The organism is Nonomuraea turcica (genome assembly GCF_030718205.1).
In the GTDB taxonomy this organism is placed as follows: Bacteria; Actinomycetota; Actinomycetes; order Streptosporangiales; family Streptosporangiaceae; genus Nonomuraea.
The window spans coordinates 137,924-154,762 of sequence record NZ_JAUZQF010000018.1 but is presented as its reverse complement, the minus strand read 5'-3'; the positions used below and the strand labels follow the sequence as shown (position 1 = coordinate 154,762).

Genomic DNA, 16,839 nt, shown 5'->3' with positions numbered 1-16,839 from the left:
TTCGTCCTTTCGGAGGGCACCGAACGCTCTTCTGGATGGGACCATCGATCGAGGGATTTATCCCAAGATCGTGCGATGTATCCCAGCAGGACGGATATCGATGTCAGACAATGAGTTCCCGCTCGTCCAGTTCATGCGCGACGGCTTGGACCCGGTGGACGAGCTCGGACGCATCCGGGCCGAGCACCCGGTCTTTCCGATGGAGATCCCCGGCGATCAGACGGTTTACCTCGTCACCCGCTGGGAGGACGTCCGCGCCGTGCTCGGCGATCACGAGCGCTTCAGCAACGACTTCGCGGGCGTCATCGGTCTCGGCTCCAACCAGGAGGACCCGGGCGGCCTCGGCTTCCGCGACCCGCCCGAGCACACCCGCCTGCGCAAGTTCCTGACCCCCGAGTTCACCATGCGGCGCCTGCGGAGGATGGAGCCGCGCATCGAGGCCATGGTCGAGGAGGCGCTGGACCGCATCGAGGCCAAGGGCGCCGAGAGCATGCCGGTGGACCTGTTCGAGGAGTTCGCGCTGCCGATCCCGTCGCTGGTGGTGTGCGAGCTGCTGGGCGTGCCGTATGACGAGCGCGCCGGGTTCGTCAAGATCAGCAAGGACCGCTTCGACTTCACGGCCGGGCCCGAGGCGTCGCTGCAGGCGATCAACGACGCGATGACGTACCTGACGGAGCTGGTCGCCAGGGAGCGGCAGAACCCCGGCGAGGGCCTGCTGGGGCAGCTCCTGCGCGACCACGGCGATGAGCTGGACGACCGCACGCTGGCCAGCATGGCCGACGGCCTGCTGACCGGCGGGCACGACACCAGCACCAGCATGCTCGCGCTGGGCACGCTGTGGCTGCTGCAGAACCCGGAGCAGGCCGCGAAGGTGCGCGAGGTCGACGGCTACGTCAACGACGTGGTCGAGGAGCTGCTGCGCTACATGTCGGTCGTGCAGGTGGCCTTCCCCCGCTTCGCCCGCGACGACCTGGAGCTGCACGGGGTGCAGATCAAGAAGGGCGAGCTGGTGCTGTGCTCGCTGATCGGCGCCAACCGCGACCCGGCCCTGGGCGACGACATCGACGCGATCCGGCCCGGCCGGGACGTCTCGCACCTGGCGTTCGGCCACGGCATCCACCGCTGCGTCGGCGCGCCGCTGGCGCAGATGGAGATGCGCATCGCCTTCCGCGCCCTGCTGCGCCGGTTCCCGACACTGCGGATCGAGGGCGAGGTGCCGTTCAGGGAGCTCGCCATCGTCTACGGCGTCAAGGAGCTACCCGTCGCCTGGTAGAGCGGTTACGTTCGCACTGTGAGCGAGCTTGTCATCGACCTGGCGAGGATCAGCGCCGTCGTGTTCGACACCGACGGGGTGGTCACCGACACCGCGCGGGGGCACGCGGCCGCCTGGAAGCACGTCTTCGACGCGTTCCTGCGCGGCCGCTCGAGACCGTTCGACATCCGCGACGACTACCTGCGCCATGTGGACGGGCGGCCGCGGCTGGACGGCATCCGCACGTTCCTGGCCTCGCGCGGCATCACGCTGCCCGAGGGGTCGCCGGACGACGAGCCCGGCGCGCCCACCGTGCACGGGCTGGGGCTGGCCAAGGATCAGATCTTCGTCGCGCAGGTGGACAAGTACGGCGTCGCCGCGTTCCCGGCCACGGTCGCCCTGCTGCACGAGCTGCGGCGGCGGGGCGCCCGTACCGGGGCCGTGTCCCCCAGCCTGCACGGGCGCAAGCTGGTGAACTCGGCGGGCCTGTCCCATCTGTTCGACGTCCTCATCGACGGGAACGACGCGGCCCTGATGAACCTGCCCGGCATGCCGGAGCCCGCCCTGTTCCTGGAGGCAGCACGCCGGCTCGACCTGCCCGCGGACAAGATCGCGGTGGTGGCCGCGGCGCTGCCCGGGATCGAAGCGGGAAGGAAGGGCGGGTTCGGGCTGGTGGTGGGGGTGGCCGGGGAAGGCGGCGGCCCGGGCGAGCCGCGTGATCGCGGGGCCGAGGTCGTGGTGACCGGGCTGGGCGAGATCGAGGTGCGCGGCAGGGTCCTACCCTTGACGACGTGACCGTTCTCATCGACCCTCCCCACTGGCCGGGCCCGCGCGGCCTGATGTGGTCGCACCTGGTCAGCGACCGCTCGCTGGAGGAGCTGCACGACTTCGCGGCACGGCTGGGGGTGCCGGCGCGGGCGTTCGACCGGGATCACTACGACGTGCCGGAGACCGTGCACGCGCGGGCGGTGTCGCTGGGGGCCGAGGCGGTCAGCTCGCGCGAGCTGTTACGGCGGCTGATCGCCGCGGGCCTGCGCCGCCGCAAACGCCACTCACCCCGCTGAACCCGCCGTGAGCCTGGCCAGTTCGGCCGTCATGTTGGCGCGGGCGCGTTCCTCCCACAGGCCTGCCGCCTGGGCAGTGCGGTAGAGGCGGGGCGCAGCCAGCAGGCGGCGCAGCACCTCGGCGCGGCCTGCCCTGAACAGGTCGTCGGGCACGTGGGCATACTCCTGGCGGATGGCGGCCGCGTAGGCGTCGTACCCGGGGCGGCCCAGGACGGCCAGGTCCGCGTCGCACAGGACCGCGCCGTTGGCGTCGCCGTCGGCCAGGGTGTCATGGGCGGCGGTGAGGCGTACCAGCCTGGCGGTCTCGCCGATCCGGGCCGCGGGCACGCCGCACCTGGGCAGCCGCGACTGGGCCAGCTGGGCGCTGCGTTCCTCGTCCCAGCCCGGCCTGCCGTCGTAGACCGCGTCGTGGAACCAGGCGGCCAGGCGCACCGCCGCCGGGTCCTCGGCCTCGCCCGCCAGCTCGCCGACGGCGTCGAGCACGGCGGTCAGGTGGGCGAGGTCGTGGTAGCGGCGATGCGGCTCGGCCCACCGGGCGACCAGCTCGGCGCCGAGGGCCCGCGCGGCCGGCGAGCCCCCCGCGAGCACCTCCCACCGCTGAACCAGTGCCTCCCACCGGCGGCCGCGTCCAGCTCGCCTCCCGGCGGCCGCTCCCGGCTCCCCCATCCGGCCCGCCCCGTCACTCACCGCCACCGCACCGCCTTCGATTGGTCTGACCCGGCTGCGGCCCCACGCATGATCGTGAGTCGGCGGTGCTGCGAACCCGGCAGGTGGGGAGCGGGGCGTCGATCACCACTCCACCGTACTTTGGTAGCGTCCTGGGCATCGACACGGCACCGAAGGAACCACGGCGCCTGCCCCGGTGGCGGGAGCTGCGGACCGTGTTGCCCGGGTGGCCGCGGCTGGGCGGGGCCAAGCGGGTGGCGGACGCCGCCGACGTCGAGGATCTGCGACGGCTGGCCATGAAGCGGGCGCCCCGGATGGTGTTCGACTACGTCGACGGCGCCGCCGAGGGTGAGCGGTCGATGGCCAGGGCGGTGGAGGCGTTCGGGCGGGTGGAGTTCCGCCCGCGAGTGCTGCGGGACGTCGCCGAGGCCCCGACGGCGGCCGAGATCCTGGGCCGGCGGATCGCGATGCCGGTCGTGCTCGGGCCCACCGGGTTCACCAGGATGATGCACCGGGCGGGCGAGCGGGCGGTGGCCAGGGCGGCGGAGCGGGCCGGAGTGCCGTACACGCTGTCCACCATGGGCACCACGACCGCGCAGGACGTGGCGGCCGCGGCGCCCGGCGGGTGGAACTGGTTCCAGCTCTACGTCGTGCGCGAGCGCGCCCGCACCCTGGAGACGTTGTCCCTGGCCAGGGACGCGGGCATGGACGTGCTGGTGGTGACCGTGGACGTGCCGGTGGCCGGGGCGCGGCTGCGTGACGTGCGGCACGGGCTGACGGTCCCGCCGTCGCTGCGCTGGCGCAGTGTGCTGCAGGCGCTGCGGCGGCCGGCGTGGTGGTTCGACTTCGTCACCAGCGAGCCGCTCAGGTTCGCCACAGTGGACGGCGCACCTGACGACCTGGCCGGGATCACGAACGTGATGTTCGACCCGTCCGTGACGATCAAGGACCTGGAGTGGATCAGGTCGGCGTGGCAGGGGCAGCTGCTGGTCAAGGGCGTGCAGCGGGTGGACGATGCCAAGGACCTGGCCGCCGTCGGGGTGGACGGCCTGGTGGTGTCCAACCACGGCGGGCGGCAGCTCGACCGCTCCCCCACGCCGCTGGAGCTGCTCCCCGAGGTGGTGGACGCCGTGGGGGATCGCACGGAGGTCTTCCTGGACGGCGGCGTCCGCAGCGGGGCCGATGTGGCCGCCGCGGTCGCCCTGGGCGCGCGGGCGTGCTTCATCGGCAGGGCCTACCTGTACGGGCTGATGGCCGGCGGCGAGGCGGGGGTGACGCGGGTGCTCGACCTGCTGCACGCCGAGCTCGTACGGACGACGCAGTTGCTCGGCGTGGGCGGCGTCGGCGGGCTCGACCGCGATGTCGTGCGCCTGCGCCCGTCCTGACATCTCGCCGACGGACGCGTATCTGACCGCCGGTGCCGGCTCTCTGCTCCTTCACACGGGGACACGGTCCTCACTGAAGGGAGAACAGATGGCAACCGGAGATTTCCAGGTGATGAAGGTACCGGCCGAGCAGCTGGCCGGTGCTCTCCACGGCCAGGTTGTCGATCCGGGCGCGCAACCCACGACCGTCGTGCGGCGCGGCGAGGGGTGGACCGTGGACGTGAGCTGGGAGGTCACCGGCGAGCTCGTCGACTGGCTGGCCGGCTGCTGGCAATTGGAGATCATCGCCGACCTGCTGGGCGGTGGCGAGTCGAGGCATCCTTCGCCCCCCGTGGAGATGACCTTCACACCGGGGTCGGGCCGATATACGGCCTCCATCCCGATGCGCGGTCAGCTCGCCCCCGGCACCTATGATCTCGTGGTCAACCTCACCACCACGACCGCCGCCGGCACCGCGGGGGCGCTCGGCGGGTTCGTGGTGCTCAGCAAGATCGTGGTGAAGGAATGACCCGCGGATGAGGTCAGCGCAGCCGGCGCTCCAGGAGGAGGGCGCCGCGGCCGGACAGCAGGGAGGCACACCATTCGCGCAGGTCCGCCGGTTTGGGGCCGCTCACCTGGCCTGCGTCCAGCAGGTCCGCCCAGTCCAGCAGGGATTCGGCGAGCATGAGCGGCACCTCCCTCCGCTCGTGCACCTCCGCGGCGGCCTCGAAGTGCTCCGCGGCGCGCGGCAGGTCGCCCATCGTCACGCACAGATGAGCCAGGTAGTGGTGCCCGCAGTGGTGCGCCACCGTGCTGTGGCCGAACGTCTCGCCCTCGGCGGCCAGCGAGCCGTAGAGCTGCGCGGCCAGGTCCGCCCGCCCGAGCCGGGAGGCGGCCACGGCCAGGTTGTCCAGGGCGGGCCGGTGCCCCATGGTGCGCGGCGGCACCGCGCCCTGGTCGGCCAGGATGCGATCGAGCAGCGGGCCGGCCTCCTCGTCGCCCATCTCGCAGAGATAGCGCAGCACCGCGTGCACGGGGTCCACGCGGGGCGCCTGGGCGGCGCGGCGCAGCCGGTCACGCAACTCCCACAACCGTCCCTGGAGCCGCCGGATCTCGGCGATCTGCTCGGAGTAGATCGCCACGGCCTCCAGGCGGCGGCCGATCTCCGAGCCGAGCCGCATGGCCGCCGTCGCCTCCGCCTCCGCCTGCGTGAGATCGCCCTGCATGAGAGTCAGCCCGCTCTTGGAGTAGCCGACCAGCCAGTGGAGGTAGGGCTGCGCCAGCCGGTGCGCCAGTTCGTCTGCCTGGTCCAGCAGCGCGGCGGCGCGGGCCGCGTCGCCGCTGTCCAGGACGGGAGGCGTCCGCTGCATGTAACCGTGGAACAACACCAGGTCGTCGCCGGTCCTGCGGGCCGCCTGCAGCATCTCGTCGCCGTCGCGGTGGCGCTGGTGCAGCGGATCGGCGGGGATGATGGTGAGGCTGCGCAGGCACAGCACCAGGGCCAGCGTGCGCGCGTCGCCGGATTTGCGGGCCAGCGCCACGGCCTCGTCGCTCAGCGCGAAACGGCGCTCCCCGTCGGGCGCCCAGATCAGCTCCGAGGCGAGATGGGCCGCCAGCAGCGCTCTGGTGCTCACGTCGGTGGAGTCGACCAGCCGCCTGGCCTCGGTCAGCAACGCGATGCGCTGCTGGTCGGGGGCGGCCGAGATGCTGGTGAAGCCGCGGTCGCCGCCGAGCGCCGCCGTGACGATCAGATCGCCCCGGCCGCACTCCCTGGCCAGGTCCGCCGCCGTCACCAGGGTCGGCCGGGCCTCGGGGTGTCCGGCCAGCCACATCGCCGTGCCGCACTCCAGCAGCAGCTCCGCGCGCCGCTCCAGGCTGGCGCCGGGGAAGTCCTCGAGCAGCTCCAGCACCCGCTGATACCAGGTGACCGCCTCGCGGTGCGCCAGCCCGGCCAAGGCGTGCTGCGCCGCGCGCACCGCCGCCTCCGCGGCCGCGCCGACGCGCGCCGGGTCGCGGCCGTGCTCGGCGGCGGCCAGCAGGTGCGCGGCCACCACGTAGGGCCGCGACTCCATGGCCGTCGGGTCCGCCTGGCACAACGCGTCGGCCACCCGTCCGTGCAGCAGCCCGGCACGCGGCGGGGAGAGCGTCGCGTAGAGAGCGTTCCTCGTCAGCTCGTGGGAGAACCGGCAGGTGCCGCGTCCCGACATGGTGACCAGGCCGGCGCCCAGCGCCTCCTCCACCGCGGCCACGAACCGCGCCTCGTCCAGGCTCAGCCCCAGCCGCAGCTCGGCCGACTCCATGCGCTCGCCCACCGCCAGCAGGCTGATCAGGTCCCTGGCGTCCGGGTGCAGCTGCGCCAGCCGGGCCAGCACCATCCTCGTGACCGAGTCGGGCACGGCCAGCGCGTCCAGGTCCTTGCCCGCGGCCAGCTCTCTGGCCACCTCGCTGATCAGGAACGCGTTGCCGCCGGTGATCCGGTGCAGCTGCTCGGGGTCGCCGCCGGAGCGGACCTCCGACAGCAGGTCGGAGACCTCGTCGAGGCCGAACGACGAGACCTGCACGACGCGGCCGTCGGCGGTCAGCTTGTGCAGCTCCGGCATGGCGGACTCGACCGGCACCGGCCGCGACGTGGCCAGGATGAGCAGCGGCATGGCCTCGGCGTCGTACATGAGGGAGCCCAGCATCTGCAGCGACTCCAGCGTCGCCCACTGCAGGTCGTCGATCACCAGCAGCACCGGCCGCACGGTGGCCAGCCGCTCGATCAGGGTGCGGGCCGCCGCCATCAGCTGGTAGCGCTCCGAGACCGGCTCGGTGGCCGGCGGCACCTGCAGCGACATCGGCGGCGCGCCGAGTGACGGCGCCAGGCGCACCAGCTGGCCGCACTGCTGGTCGACCCCGGCCCGCAGCAGCAGCGCGGGCGAAGTGCGGGCCAGCCGCTCTACGGCGCCGGCGATCGGCTCGTACGCCTGCCGCGCCGGATCCGTGCACCGCCCCGCCAGCACCGTGAACTGCCGCTTGAGCGCCTGCCTGGCCACCATGGAGGCCAGCCGCGTCTTGCCCACCCCGGGATCGCCCTGCAGGATGACCAGGCCGCTGCCGAACTCGGCGGCCGCCAGCTCGCCGTCCAGCGCCCGCAGCTCCTCGTCCCGGCCCACGAACGGCAGCTCGTGCCCGCTGTCCAGCCAGGTGGGCAGCCCGCCGCTCTGGTGGTGGTCGGCGTTCTGCCAGTGCAGCTCGTAGGTGTGCAACGGCTCGCGCAGCCCCTTGCCCGGCAGCCGCCCCAGGTCCTTGAACTCGTGCCGGCTGCGCCCCTGGGCCAGCCGCCGCACCAGGTCGGTGCAGAGCACCTGGCCGCCTTCGGCGATGGCGACCAGCCGGGCCGCCTCCACCGTCGGCAGCCCGCTGACGTCGTCGTGTCCCCAGCACACGTCGCCTGCGGCCAGCGCGGCCTTGATGGAGATCTTCTCCATCGCGCGCTCGTTCTCGTCCGCCACCGCCTGCTCCACCGCGATGATGGCGTCGAGCCCGGCGGTCGCCGAGTCGAACACGGCCATCAGCCCGTCGCCCAGGCTCTTGGTGAACGTCGAGCCGCTCGCCGTCACCACGGAGTGCAGCAGCTGGTAGAGGCGGCGGAAGACGACGTTGGCCCGCTCCTCGCCGAGCCTGATCCGCAGCGCAGTGGAACTCACCACGTCGGTGAACAGGATCGTCGCGGTGGTGAGCGTGCCTGGCTCGTGCGGGGCGGTCACGCGCGCAGTCCTTTCCGCCCGACTGTCTTCTGCCGGATATTGTGCCGGACACTGTGGCGGATCTCGCGGGATTTCACGGCGGTCTTCGACTGCTTGATCCGCCAGGCGCGGGCCAGCTCCGCGGGGATGCGGAACGGCGCCTGGCCGCCGGAGTGGCGGTCGACCAGGGCGACCACGATGTCGCGCCCGGCCCGCCGCACCAGCCAGCGCACCACGGAGTCCGCCTGCCGGCCCAGCCACGGCCGCCGGTGCGCGGCCCGCGCCGCCGCGAACAGGGCGGTGAACCACCACGCGGCCGGCGGCACGCCGAGCAGCTCCGGCACCCGGTCGGCGCCGTATCGGGCGTCGCGGAAGACCCAGTGCACCAGGCTGCGGGGCAGCTTGCGCCAGCCCAGGTGCATGAACTCCTCCATCTCCTCCAGGAGCCTGGCCATCAGCCTGCGGCCCTCGGGGCTGGACTCGTAGAGCCGGCCCAGGCGCTCGCTGACGGGCACCACGTCCTCCAGTGTGAGCGGCCCGTCCTGGCACGCCTCCACGCCCATGAGGTGGCCGAACACGCTCCAGGTGTAGAGGTGGGCGGCGCGCTGCTCGTCCGTCAGCACCACGCCCATGCTCTCCAGGGCCTCCCACGTCACCACGGAGAAGTCGAAGACGGTGGCCAGCAGGAGCTCCTGGTTGACCGGCGGCCCGAACCGCTCGGTGTCCCAGGTGTCGCCGAAGCGCTCGTCGACCAGAGCACGCACGAACGAGTGCAGGATGCGCAGCCCGATCGCGGTGGTGTGGCCCGGACGACCGGGCTGCAGGCTGTCGGTGGCCTTCAGCCCCATCACGTCGACTAACATCTGCCCGGTCTCGGCGACCCGGCGGGTGAGGCTGTGCGTGGCGAGGTTGGACACGCCGGCCAGCACCTTGGCGCTGGACACCTCGACGTACGCCATGGGCAGGCACTTGCAGAACAGCGCGGCCGACTGGTAAAGCCCGTAGTCGGCGAACACGGCCTGCCCCTTGGCCAGCAGCTCCTTGTCGTCGCCCCAGTCGGGCAGCTCACTGGCGAAGTCGAGCGCGTCGAAGATCCGGGAGGCGGGCGGCTCCCCCGAGGGCGCCCTGGCCTCCCGCTTGGCCCGCCCCAGCTCCTCGATCACGGCCCGCACCAGCTCCAGCGGGCCCCTCCCCTCGGGCTGCTCACTCAGGTACGCGGCCACCACCTCGTCGACGGCCGGATCAGCCTGCTTCCTGAGCTGCCGGAACCTCTCCTCCGGCCAGCGCTCGTAGGCGTCGTTGCGATCGTTCATGGTCCCCGTACTCCAGATTCGGTCAGAGCCCACCCCGCTTGCGCAGGGCGGCGACGTCCAGCAGCGTGATCGTCCGGCCGTCGATGGCGATGAGGCGCCTCGACACCAGCGACTGCAGGGCCCGGTTGACCGCCGGCCGTGTCGCGCCGATCAGCGCGGCGAGGTCCGACTGCGTCAGCCCCGGCAGATCCACCACGCCTTCGGTGGTGCCGTGCTTGCCGGCCAGCTGCAACAGCAGCTTCGCCAGCCGCCCGCCCAGGTCCAGGAAGGCCAGGTCGGCCGCCTGGCCGGTGAGCCTGCGCACCATGTGCCCGAGCATGCGCAGGAACTCGTCGGCCAGCCCCGGATGCTCCCGCATCAGCTCCAGCAGCCGGGCCCTGGGCAGCGCGAACACCCACGACGGCCGCGCGGTGACGATCGAGGCCGAGCGCGGCGAGCCGTCCAGCAGCGCCATCTCCCCGAAGGTGTCGCCGCGGCCGAGCATGTTGAGCACGATCTCGTCGCCGTGCTCGGTGGTGAACACGACCTTCACCAGGCCGTCCAGCAGCACGTAGAGAGACTCCCCCGGGTCCCCCTGATGGAAGATGATCTGCCCGGACCGATATCTCCGCGCCAGCCCGGCCCGCGCCGTGCTCTGGATGCCGCTGTCTCCGAGTACGCGGAACAGCGGGATCTCCGCCAGCACGGCGGCGACCGGCTGGATGTCCTGTGGAGCCCCGCTGCGCCCGTTCATGCAAGAACTTTAGGCCGCAATCGACGCCCGGACAGTATCCGGTAAGCGATCTACGAAATGTGACGAGGACCACATTCAGACTGTCACGCCCGAAACAGCGCCGGCCGATCTTCCGGCGGACTGTGGGGTAGCCGGCCGGAAGTGACCCCCCGAGTACCCGGACCGGCAGGGAGTCGGACATGCAGTTGGACACAATCGAACGCCTCGACACGGGCGCGCTCGTGTCGGCCGCGCAGGACGGCGACGCATTCGCCTGGGAGCGGCTGGTCGAGGAGTTCACGCCGATGCTGAAGGCGCGCATCCGCCGCTTCAGGCTCGGCCACGAGGACGCCCAGGACGTGCTGCAGACCACCTGGCTGCTGGCCTGGCAGAACCTCAAGAGCGTGACGGACGGGCAGCGGATGGCCGGCTGGCTGGCCACGATCGCCTTCCGCGAGTGCCTGAAGCTCACCAAGAAGACGAAGGAGATCTGCACTCCGGACCTGGACACGCTGGGCAGCACGGACGACGTGGACAAGGAGCTGGCCAGAGCGTGGCTGGCCGGCACGCTGGACGAGCTGGTCGAGGCGCTGCCGGACGCGCAGCGCGTCCTGTTCAGGGCGCTCACGGAAACCTCCGAGCCGCACTACGTGGACGTGGCCCGCAGGCTGGGCAGGCCGGTAGGGAGCATCGGGCCCACCCGAGCCCGCTGCTTCGCCAAGCTACGCGGGCTCCTCCAGGCCCGCGAGATCACCAGGGACTTCCTGGACTGAACTATGTAGTCGCCGAGTCAAGAGGGATCGCCTCCAGGAACGGCTCGAAGTCGAAGTGCGCCATCTCGTACGCGTCCGGGTCCGTCTCGGCCGGGTAGCGGTAGACCTTGCGCCGGACGGTGGGCAGGGCGGGGTCGTTCTTGAACATCTCGCTGACGGCCTGCGGCACCAGGCCGCGGCGCATCTCCTCGGCGAGCCCGTCGGCGACCTTGTCGTCGAACGGCACGTCGTACAGGGCGCGCACGTGCTGGTAGACGCGGAAATAGCTGACGATGAAGCGCATGCGGTCGGGGTAGGACACCCAGTTGGCCACCCCGGCCGTGGACGCCTCCTGGTCCTCGGTGATGAACTCCTCGGCCAGCTTGCGCACCTTCTCGTGCTGGATCGGCGCCCACACCTTCGCCATGTCCACGCCCGCGGGCGCGGTCAGCGGCTTGCCGACCTTGACGTCGCTCAGCGGCGTCTGCACGGCGAACAGGTGGCGGGTGTAGAGCCCGGCCCACAGCTCCTCCAGCGTGCGGGTCAGCCACGGCTGGTCCTCGTGCCGGGCGGCGTACAGGCGGAACCTCGGGAACGGGCGGCGCATGATCATCGAACGCAGCGACCGCCACGACACCCGGGTCAGCCACCTGACCGGCCGGTAGAGCACCAGTTCCAGGGCCTTCTGGGCACGTTTCTGCTCGTACGCCGACAACGCGATGTTGGCGCCCAGCATCAGCTCGGCCCGCACCGCCGGGTCGGTCGCCTCCCTGGCCTCCAGAAGCAGGTGCGCCGCGTCCTTCAAATAGCGGGCGTCGGCCTGCTCCAGCAGCTCCGTCAGGAACTCGGGCGGCGTCGGCGTCAGGTCCGACTCCGGGCTCACCTTCAGGAACCGGTCCGGCGTGTCGTTCCACAGGTTGACCGCGAGGCTGGCCGTCTCGAGGAAGATCGCGCGGTTGGCCAGCGCCAGGCCGAGCTGGTAGCTGGGGCCGAGCAGGGTGAGCAGCGTGGCGCGGAAGAGCCGGCGGAACCGGCGCGGCACCCGCAGCTTGCGGCCGAAGTCCTCGATGAACGGCGAGGCGGGCGTGAGGTCGAGGCTCTCGCCCACCGCCTTGGAGGTCCAGGTGGCGTAGCAGTACCAGTTGTTGGCGTCCTTGCCGAGGTGCTCGGCCAGGTCGCCGGCGACGCGGTGGTAGGCGTAGGCGATGACCATGGCCTCGAGGGCCGGGCTGCGGTCCTTGTAGGCCGCGATGCGCAGCACGTCGTCCGCGGTCATCGGAGAGTCGGACATGAAGTCTCCCGTTTCGCTGGTCCCGTCGCCTCAAGTCGCTCAAGGAGTCAGAGCGTCTCGATGGGCGTCAGATACAGCCCGGCGGCCGGCTTCGTCTCCCGTGGCCGCCGAGGGCACCGAGCGTAGGAGGGACGACTTGCGAAAGGCTTGCAGGGTCCGCCCGGCCGCCTCCCGGTGTGCGCAACGCAGTGACGGGCGATGCGGCGCCTGTCGCATCGCCCGCCACGGATTCGGTGGGTGAGTTCACGGCTCCTGAACGCAGGCCTGGACGCCTTCCTGACCCAGGGCGAAGAAGGCGACGCGCTGCTCGGCGTCACCGTGATGCTCCGGCTTCGACCAGGGATGACTGTCGGCGATTCGGGTGAGAGCCCTGGAGAGCTTGTCCGGATCTCGAGGCTCCCACTCGAGCCGGCCCTCCTCGTGCGCTCCGGTGAGCGTCGCACCGGCCAGGCAGTCCGCCTGCAGCTCGTAGCCCCTCCAGACCTGTCCCGGGATGCGTTGCTGGATGGCGTGTCCCCATTCGTGGGCGACCACCAAATACGGGAACGTGTTCCCCTCCTCGCTCGGGATCCCTTCGATGAAGTCCTTGTCCCAAGCGATGTAGTCGGCCTCGCCGCCGCAGTAGAGCGCGGTCTGCGCGCCCAGCGGCTCGCCGCCGCACGTCGGCCGGTCGGGGGAGGTGGGATCGTACGGGCCCACCACGGTGGGCGGCTTGTAGGGACCGGTGAAGTTCTTCGGCCAGTTCCGCACCCAGAACTCGTTCACCACCTGCACCGCGTCCCGCTCGTCCTTCCTCATCTTGATGGACGTTTCCTCGATGGGTACAGAGGGCGGTTCCTGCCGTTCCCGCGGCCGCGGCGGGATCCTGAAGCCGTACGGCTTCTCCCTGTCGTCAGCCGTCACCGTGGATTCCGGTTCGGTGGGCTCCTCCTCTGCCAGTGCCGGCGATCCGTAAACGAGGACTGCCAGGAATGCCGGGCCAAGCACCATGAGCCCGTGCTTCTCGCTCATGCCGTCTCCTTCTCCCGTGGCCAGGATGTGCGGTCTTCGCCGTGCGGGGTGCGGAGATCTCCTTTCGAGGGCCGTCCCTCTCATGGTCGCCAGAGCGTTTCGTCGTTGTCGATGACGCTTGACCCGGTCGATCCGCGTCTTTAGGCATGAGCGGATGATCCGGCATAGGCGGAACACGATGATTTGACCCCAACCGGTACGGGTCAGGGAGCGAGGGTCTGGCCCGCCTCGATGGCCTCGCGGACGCTCTTGGCCAGGGTCTCCTCCAGCGCGTCGCCGTGGGCGGCCAGCGCGCGCATCCCGTCGGTGTCGTCGGTGTGGGCCAGCAGTGCGCGGTATTTGTCGTTGTTGTCCAGGGCCTCGCGGGCCCGCAGGGCGGCGTCGGCCTCCTGGACGCGGCGGGCGTACCGCTCCAGGCCCTCGACCCTGGCGGTGACGGCGGCGACGGACCGGTTCAGCGCCTCCTGCTGGGGCTCCAGCACCGCCAGCAGCTCCGGCGTCACCACCCCTTGCCTGGCACGGTGCTGCTCTTCCTGCAGGTGCGTCTGCGTCCGCAGGAGCGTCGCGATCTCCCAGAGCTGCCCGGGCAGCAGCACCTCGTTGGCCAGGCCGTCCAGCAGGCGGCGGCGCATGACCTGGGAGGAGTAGACGGTGCTCACGGCCTGCCTGGCGCGTTCCAGCAGGGCCCGCGAGGGCAGGGACAGCTCGGACACGACCACGCACCGCTCCGGGCCGGGCGCGTCCGGCTGGTCCTCGGCGAGCCTGGGGATGAAGCAGTCCAGGACGGCCAGGCGTTCCTCCTCGGTCAGCGCCGGGTCCATGACGAGATCGACCGTGCGCCTGACATGGTCCCGTTCCCTGGCGAGCAGGCGGCGCTCCTCGGCGGCGAACGCTCTACGGCGTGACACGTCGTGCCCGACGACGATGCCACACAGGATGAGCGGAGCGAGCAGCACGGCGAGGACCACGTCCGGGGGGCCGACCCACACGTAGAGGGTGATGCCGGTGACGACGACCGCGCTGAAGGCGGCGATCGACGCCAGCGCCAAGCCGCAGCCTCTGGCCACACCGTCCCCCTCTGAGCGAGTTCGCGTAGTGCCCTGAGTGTCACAATAGCCGCGGATTCCGCGAAGATCAGTACTTTCTCAGGTCAGCGCAGGTACGAGGCGCCGTTCAGGTCGAGGACGGCGCCGCTCGCCCATTCGGCGGCCGGCGAGGTCAGATAGAGCACGGCGGCGGCGATCTCCTCCGGCCGCGCCACCCTGCCGAACGGGCTCTGTGCCCGGATCGCGTCGCCGCGGGGCGCCTTGAGGTGCTCGTTGGTCATGTCGGTCTCGACGAAGCCGGGCGCCACGGTGGCGACCGCGATGCCGCGCGGCGCCAGGGCGATGGCCAGGGACTGGCCGAACGCGTTCAGCCCGGCCTTGCTGGCGCCGTAGGCAGGGCTGTCGGGCTCGCCGCGGAAGGCGCCGCGCGAGGAGACGTTGACGATCCTGCCGCCGGCGGGCATGTGCTGGAGCGCGCACCAGGTGACGTTGGCGGCGCCGGCGAGGTTGACGTCCAGGGTGCGCCGCCAGGCGGCCTGCCACTGCTCGTAGGTCAGGTCGGTGATGGGGTGGTGGAGGAAGATTCCGGCGTTGTTGACCAGGACGTCGATCCGGCCGAGCGCCCCGGCAGCGGCCTCGACCATGCGCCGCACGTCCTCGGGGTCGGCCAGGTCGGCCTGGACGACGGCGTGGCCCTGGCCGGGCAGCCCGCCGAGCAGGTCGCCGGCCTCGGCGGCCGAGTCCCGGTGGTGGATCGCGACCCGGTCGCCCTGCTCGGCGAAGGCCGCCGCGATGGCGCGCCCGATTCCTCTGGACGCGCCGGTGATGAGAACTCCTCGTCCGCTCATCCGCCGCACAGTAGCCCATGTCCTGACACGTCCCCCCGACGGGGCCGCACGCCGGTGCGAGCCCTTAGACCGGGGCGGCGCCCTTCGTCCCGTGCCCGCACGCCGCACGTCGGCGCCCGTACTTCGGGAGCGGCGGGTGCGGCAGACGGCGGAGGCGGAGGCGTCGATCGTCGCCAGTATCGGGTTGCCGTTGCGGCAGAGCAGCGGCGGAGCGTCGGATGCGGGCGGCGGGCTAGAAGCGCCCTGAGTGGCGCAGCGGCTGGGGGCGGCCGTCCGGGTCGATGGCGAACCGGTACATCGGCAGGGCCAGCAGTCTCTGGAGCCGCGACAGGGTCGGGGCCGGGTGCGGGCGCAGCCGGCCGGGCGGGCGCGGCCCTGTGCGGCCGCCCCGGTGCCAGTCCTCCAGGCGGGACGCGGCACGCGCGAACGCCTCGAAGGCGGCGACCGGATCACACAACCGGTCGTGTTCGTCCGAGGGCAGATCCAGGTGCTCGGCCATGAGGGTCAGCCGCAGGTCGCGGGCGAACCGCAGCGCGCCGCCGGGTGGGCGGGGGTCCTCATGCTCGTCCAGGACCGCGCAGCTGAGCTCGGAGTCGTAAGTCCAGGAACGCAGGTTGACGTTGTCGGAGCCGACCTCGGCCCACACGTCGTCCACCACGCACACCTTGGCATGCACGTAGATCGGGACGCCCGCGTGGTTCTCCAGATCGTAGACGGCCACCCGGTCGCCGCCGGCCGCGCTCAGCCGCCGCACCGCGTCGGCGCGGCCGATCAGGCTGGCGGGAGCGGCCAGCCAGCCGTCCTGGTCGGGGTGGCGCGGCACGACGACGATCATGCGGAGCCCTGGCTGGCGCTCCAGTGCCCGCGCGAACGGCTCGATCACGTCGGTCGACCACAGGTACTGGTCTTCCAGGTAGATCAGCGAGCGGGCGCGGGCCAGCACCTTGAGGTAGGCGTGGGCGATGCTGCGCTCGCCGTGCGGCGCGAACGGGTAACCGCGGCGCAGCGCCGGGTAGGTGCGCAGCAGCTGCACGGTGTGGTGGCCGGCGCGGGGCGGTGGCGGTCCGGGCGCGGGCAGGGCGGGGGCGTCGTCGAGGCGTTCGACGTGGTCGTGCAGGCGGCGCAGCGGATCGCGGGTCTCGGGGGCCGGGTCCTGCCAGCGTTCGCAGAACACCTCCGCCGCCTGCGCCACTGCGGGGCCGCTGATGGAGAGCTGGATGTCGTGCCAGGGCGGGCGGGGGCCGTACGCGGCGGGCATCGGGGCGGACTGCGGGTCGCCGGTGTGGCCCGCGTCGTCGCGGCGGCTGTGGCACAGGTCGATGCCACCGACGAAGGCCACGTCCCGTTCGGGGTCGCGGTCGTGGCGCAGGATGACGAACTTCTGGTGGTGGGAGCCGCCCGGCTTGGTGCGCGTGTCCAACTGGGCCTGGCCACCGGAGACCTCGATCTCCTCGCCCAGGTGGCGGTTCTCGGCCGAGCTGAAACGCAGCCGGTCCAGGTGGGAGCGCCAGATGAGACCGCGGACGACGGCGCCGCGCTCGGCCGCGGCCGTCATCGCCGCGCCCACGGTGGGCCCGTCGGGGGCGAGGCGCTCGTCGGGGTCGCCGCGCCAGTCGGCGAACAGCAGCAGGTCATCCTTGCCCAGCGCCTCCAGGCGGGACTTCAGCTCGGCGAAGTAGGTGGCGCCGTGCACGAGCGGGCGCACGTCATTGCCGGCTGACCAGGGCTCGAGCCGGGTCGCCTGGTTACCCCGTTCCTCCGCGGTGAGGAACCAGTCCTCGATGCGCATCCG

At 71.9% G+C, this 16,839-nt stretch carries 15 protein-coding genes; 6 read left to right on the top strand and 9 right to left on the bottom strand.

The window, feature by feature from the left end; all coding sequences use genetic code 11:
* The first annotated feature begins 100 nt into the window (after positions 1–100).
* The 3 genes from Q9G87_RS39220 to Q9G87_RS39210 are packed head-to-tail and all read left to right on the top strand — an operon-like array spanning position 101 to position 2,316.
* Positions 101–1,273 (top strand): cytochrome P450, encoded by a 1,173-nt coding sequence (locus Q9G87_RS39220; protein WP_305921644.1) that lies wholly within the window; start codon positions 101–103, stop codon positions 1,271–1,273.
* 18 nt (positions 1,274–1,291) lie between these two features.
* Positions 1,292–2,047 carry an HAD family hydrolase gene (locus Q9G87_RS39215; protein WP_305921643.1) on the top strand — a complete coding sequence of 252 codons (756 nt, stop codon included), beginning with the start codon at positions 1,292–1,294 and terminating at the stop codon, positions 2,045–2,047.
* On the top strand, positions 2,044–2,316 hold the full coding sequence (locus Q9G87_RS39210) for a DUF4031 domain-containing protein (protein WP_305921642.1): 273 nt from the start codon (positions 2,044–2,046) through the stop codon (positions 2,314–2,316). The genes Q9G87_RS39215 and Q9G87_RS39210 overlap by 4 nt, the downstream gene beginning before the upstream one ends.
* Here Q9G87_RS39210 and Q9G87_RS39205 read toward each other — a convergent pair.
* Positions 2,305–2,982 carry an HD domain-containing protein gene (locus Q9G87_RS39205; protein WP_371825893.1) on the bottom strand — a complete coding sequence of 226 codons (678 nt, stop codon included), beginning with the start codon at positions 2,980–2,982 and terminating at the stop codon, positions 2,305–2,307. The two genes, Q9G87_RS39210 and Q9G87_RS39205, sit on opposite strands and share 12 nt — an antisense overlap.
* 86 nt (positions 2,983–3,068) lie before the next feature.
* Here Q9G87_RS39205 and Q9G87_RS39200 point away from each other — a divergent pair, with 86 nt between their 5' ends.
* Together Q9G87_RS39200 and Q9G87_RS39195 are read left to right on the top strand one after the other, a co-directional pair.
* Positions 3,069–4,367, top strand: a complete 1,299-nt coding sequence (locus Q9G87_RS39200) for an alpha-hydroxy acid oxidase (RefSeq protein ID WP_305921640.1) — start codon at positions 3,069–3,071, stop codon at positions 4,365–4,367.
* Between the two features lie 88 nt (positions 4,368–4,455).
* Entirely contained in the window at positions 4,456–4,875 is a 420-nt protein-coding gene (locus tag Q9G87_RS39195; RefSeq protein ID WP_305921639.1) for a hypothetical protein, read from the top strand.
* 13 nt (positions 4,876–4,888) lie between these two features.
* Here Q9G87_RS39195 and Q9G87_RS39190 read toward each other — a convergent pair whose 3' ends face one another.
* From Q9G87_RS39190 to Q9G87_RS39180, 3 genes are read right to left on the bottom strand one after another with little or no spacing between them, the layout of a single operon-like run.
* Positions 4,889–8,095 carry an ATP-binding protein gene (locus Q9G87_RS39190; protein WP_305921638.1) on the bottom strand — a complete coding sequence of 1,069 codons (3,207 nt, stop codon included), beginning with the start codon at positions 8,093–8,095 and terminating at the stop codon, positions 4,889–4,891.
* Positions 8,092–9,387, bottom strand: coding sequence for an oxygenase MpaB family protein (locus Q9G87_RS39185; RefSeq protein ID WP_305921637.1), 1,296 nt, complete (start codon positions 9,385–9,387; stop codon positions 8,092–8,094). Before Q9G87_RS39185 ends, Q9G87_RS39190 begins: the two co-directional genes overlap by 4 nt.
* Positions 9,388–9,409: 22 nt before the next feature.
* Complete coding sequence (locus Q9G87_RS39180; RefSeq protein WP_305921636.1) at positions 9,410–10,120, bottom strand: Crp/Fnr family transcriptional regulator; 711 nt, start codon at positions 10,118–10,120, stop codon at positions 9,410–9,412.
* A 179-nt stretch (positions 10,121–10,299) separates the two neighbouring features.
* Between Q9G87_RS39180 and Q9G87_RS39175 the strand changes: the two genes are divergently transcribed.
* Positions 10,300–10,872, top strand: a complete 573-nt coding sequence (locus Q9G87_RS39175) for an RNA polymerase sigma factor (RefSeq protein ID WP_305921635.1) — start codon at positions 10,300–10,302, stop codon at positions 10,870–10,872.
* A gap of 1 nt (position 10,873) precedes the next feature.
* Here Q9G87_RS39175 and Q9G87_RS39170 read toward each other — a convergent pair whose 3' ends face one another.
* From Q9G87_RS39170 to Q9G87_RS39150, 5 genes are all read right to left on the bottom strand, one after another.
* Entirely contained in the window at positions 10,874–12,142 is a 1,269-nt protein-coding gene (locus tag Q9G87_RS39170) for a hypothetical protein (RefSeq protein WP_305921634.1), read from the bottom strand.
* A gap of 243 nt (positions 12,143–12,385) precedes the next feature.
* Positions 12,386–13,153 carry a neutral zinc metallopeptidase gene (locus tag Q9G87_RS39165; RefSeq protein ID WP_305921633.1) on the bottom strand — a complete coding sequence of 256 codons (768 nt, stop codon included), beginning with the start codon at positions 13,151–13,153 and terminating at the stop codon, positions 12,386–12,388.
* 203 nt (positions 13,154–13,356) lie between these two features.
* Positions 13,357–14,220: a hypothetical protein gene (locus Q9G87_RS39160; protein ID WP_305921632.1), complete on the bottom strand. Its 864-nt coding sequence runs from the start codon at positions 14,218–14,220 to the stop codon at positions 13,357–13,359.
* An 83-nt stretch (positions 14,221–14,303) separates the two neighbouring features.
* Positions 14,304–15,047 carry an SDR family NAD(P)-dependent oxidoreductase gene (locus tag Q9G87_RS39155; RefSeq protein WP_305921631.1) on the bottom strand — a complete coding sequence of 248 codons (744 nt, stop codon included), beginning with the start codon at positions 15,045–15,047 and terminating at the stop codon, positions 14,304–14,306.
* Between the two features lie 232 nt (positions 15,048–15,279).
* Complete coding sequence (locus Q9G87_RS39150) at positions 15,280–16,836, bottom strand: phospholipase D family protein (protein WP_305921630.1); 1,557 nt, start codon at positions 16,834–16,836, stop codon at positions 15,280–15,282.
* Positions 16,837–16,839 lie beyond the last annotated feature (3 nt).

Coding starts and splice junctions, on each gene's coding strand:
- Q9G87_RS39220 (WP_305921644.1), top strand. CDS start 101: ATGTCAGACAATGAGTTCCCGCTCGTCCAGTTCATGCGCGACGGCTTG.
- Q9G87_RS39205 (WP_371825893.1), bottom strand. CDS start 2,982: ATGGGGGAGCCGGGAGCGGCCGCCGGGAGGCGAGCTGGACGCGGCCGC.
- Q9G87_RS39195 (WP_305921639.1), top strand. CDS start 4,456: ATGGCAACCGGAGATTTCCAGGTGATGAAGGTACCGGCCGAGCAGCTG.
- Q9G87_RS39185 (WP_305921637.1), bottom strand. CDS start 9,387: ATGAACGATCGCAACGACGCCTACGAGCGCTGGCCGGAGGAGAGGTTC.
- Q9G87_RS39180 (WP_305921636.1), bottom strand. CDS start 10,120: ATGAACGGGCGCAGCGGGGCTCCACAGGACATCCAGCCGGTCGCCGCC.
- Q9G87_RS39175 (WP_305921635.1), top strand. CDS start 10,300: ATGCAGTTGGACACAATCGAACGCCTCGACACGGGCGCGCTCGTGTCG.
- Q9G87_RS39170 (WP_305921634.1), bottom strand. CDS start 12,142: ATGTCCGACTCTCCGATGACCGCGGACGACGTGCTGCGCATCGCGGCC.
- Q9G87_RS39165 (WP_305921633.1), bottom strand. CDS start 13,153: ATGAGCGAGAAGCACGGGCTCATGGTGCTTGGCCCGGCATTCCTGGCA.
- Q9G87_RS39155 (WP_305921631.1), bottom strand. CDS start 15,047: ATGAGCGGACGAGGAGTTCTCATCACCGGCGCGTCCAGAGGAATCGGG.
- Q9G87_RS39150 (WP_305921630.1), bottom strand. CDS start 16,836: ATGCGCATCGAGGACTGGTTCCTCACCGCGGAGGAACGGGGTAACCAG.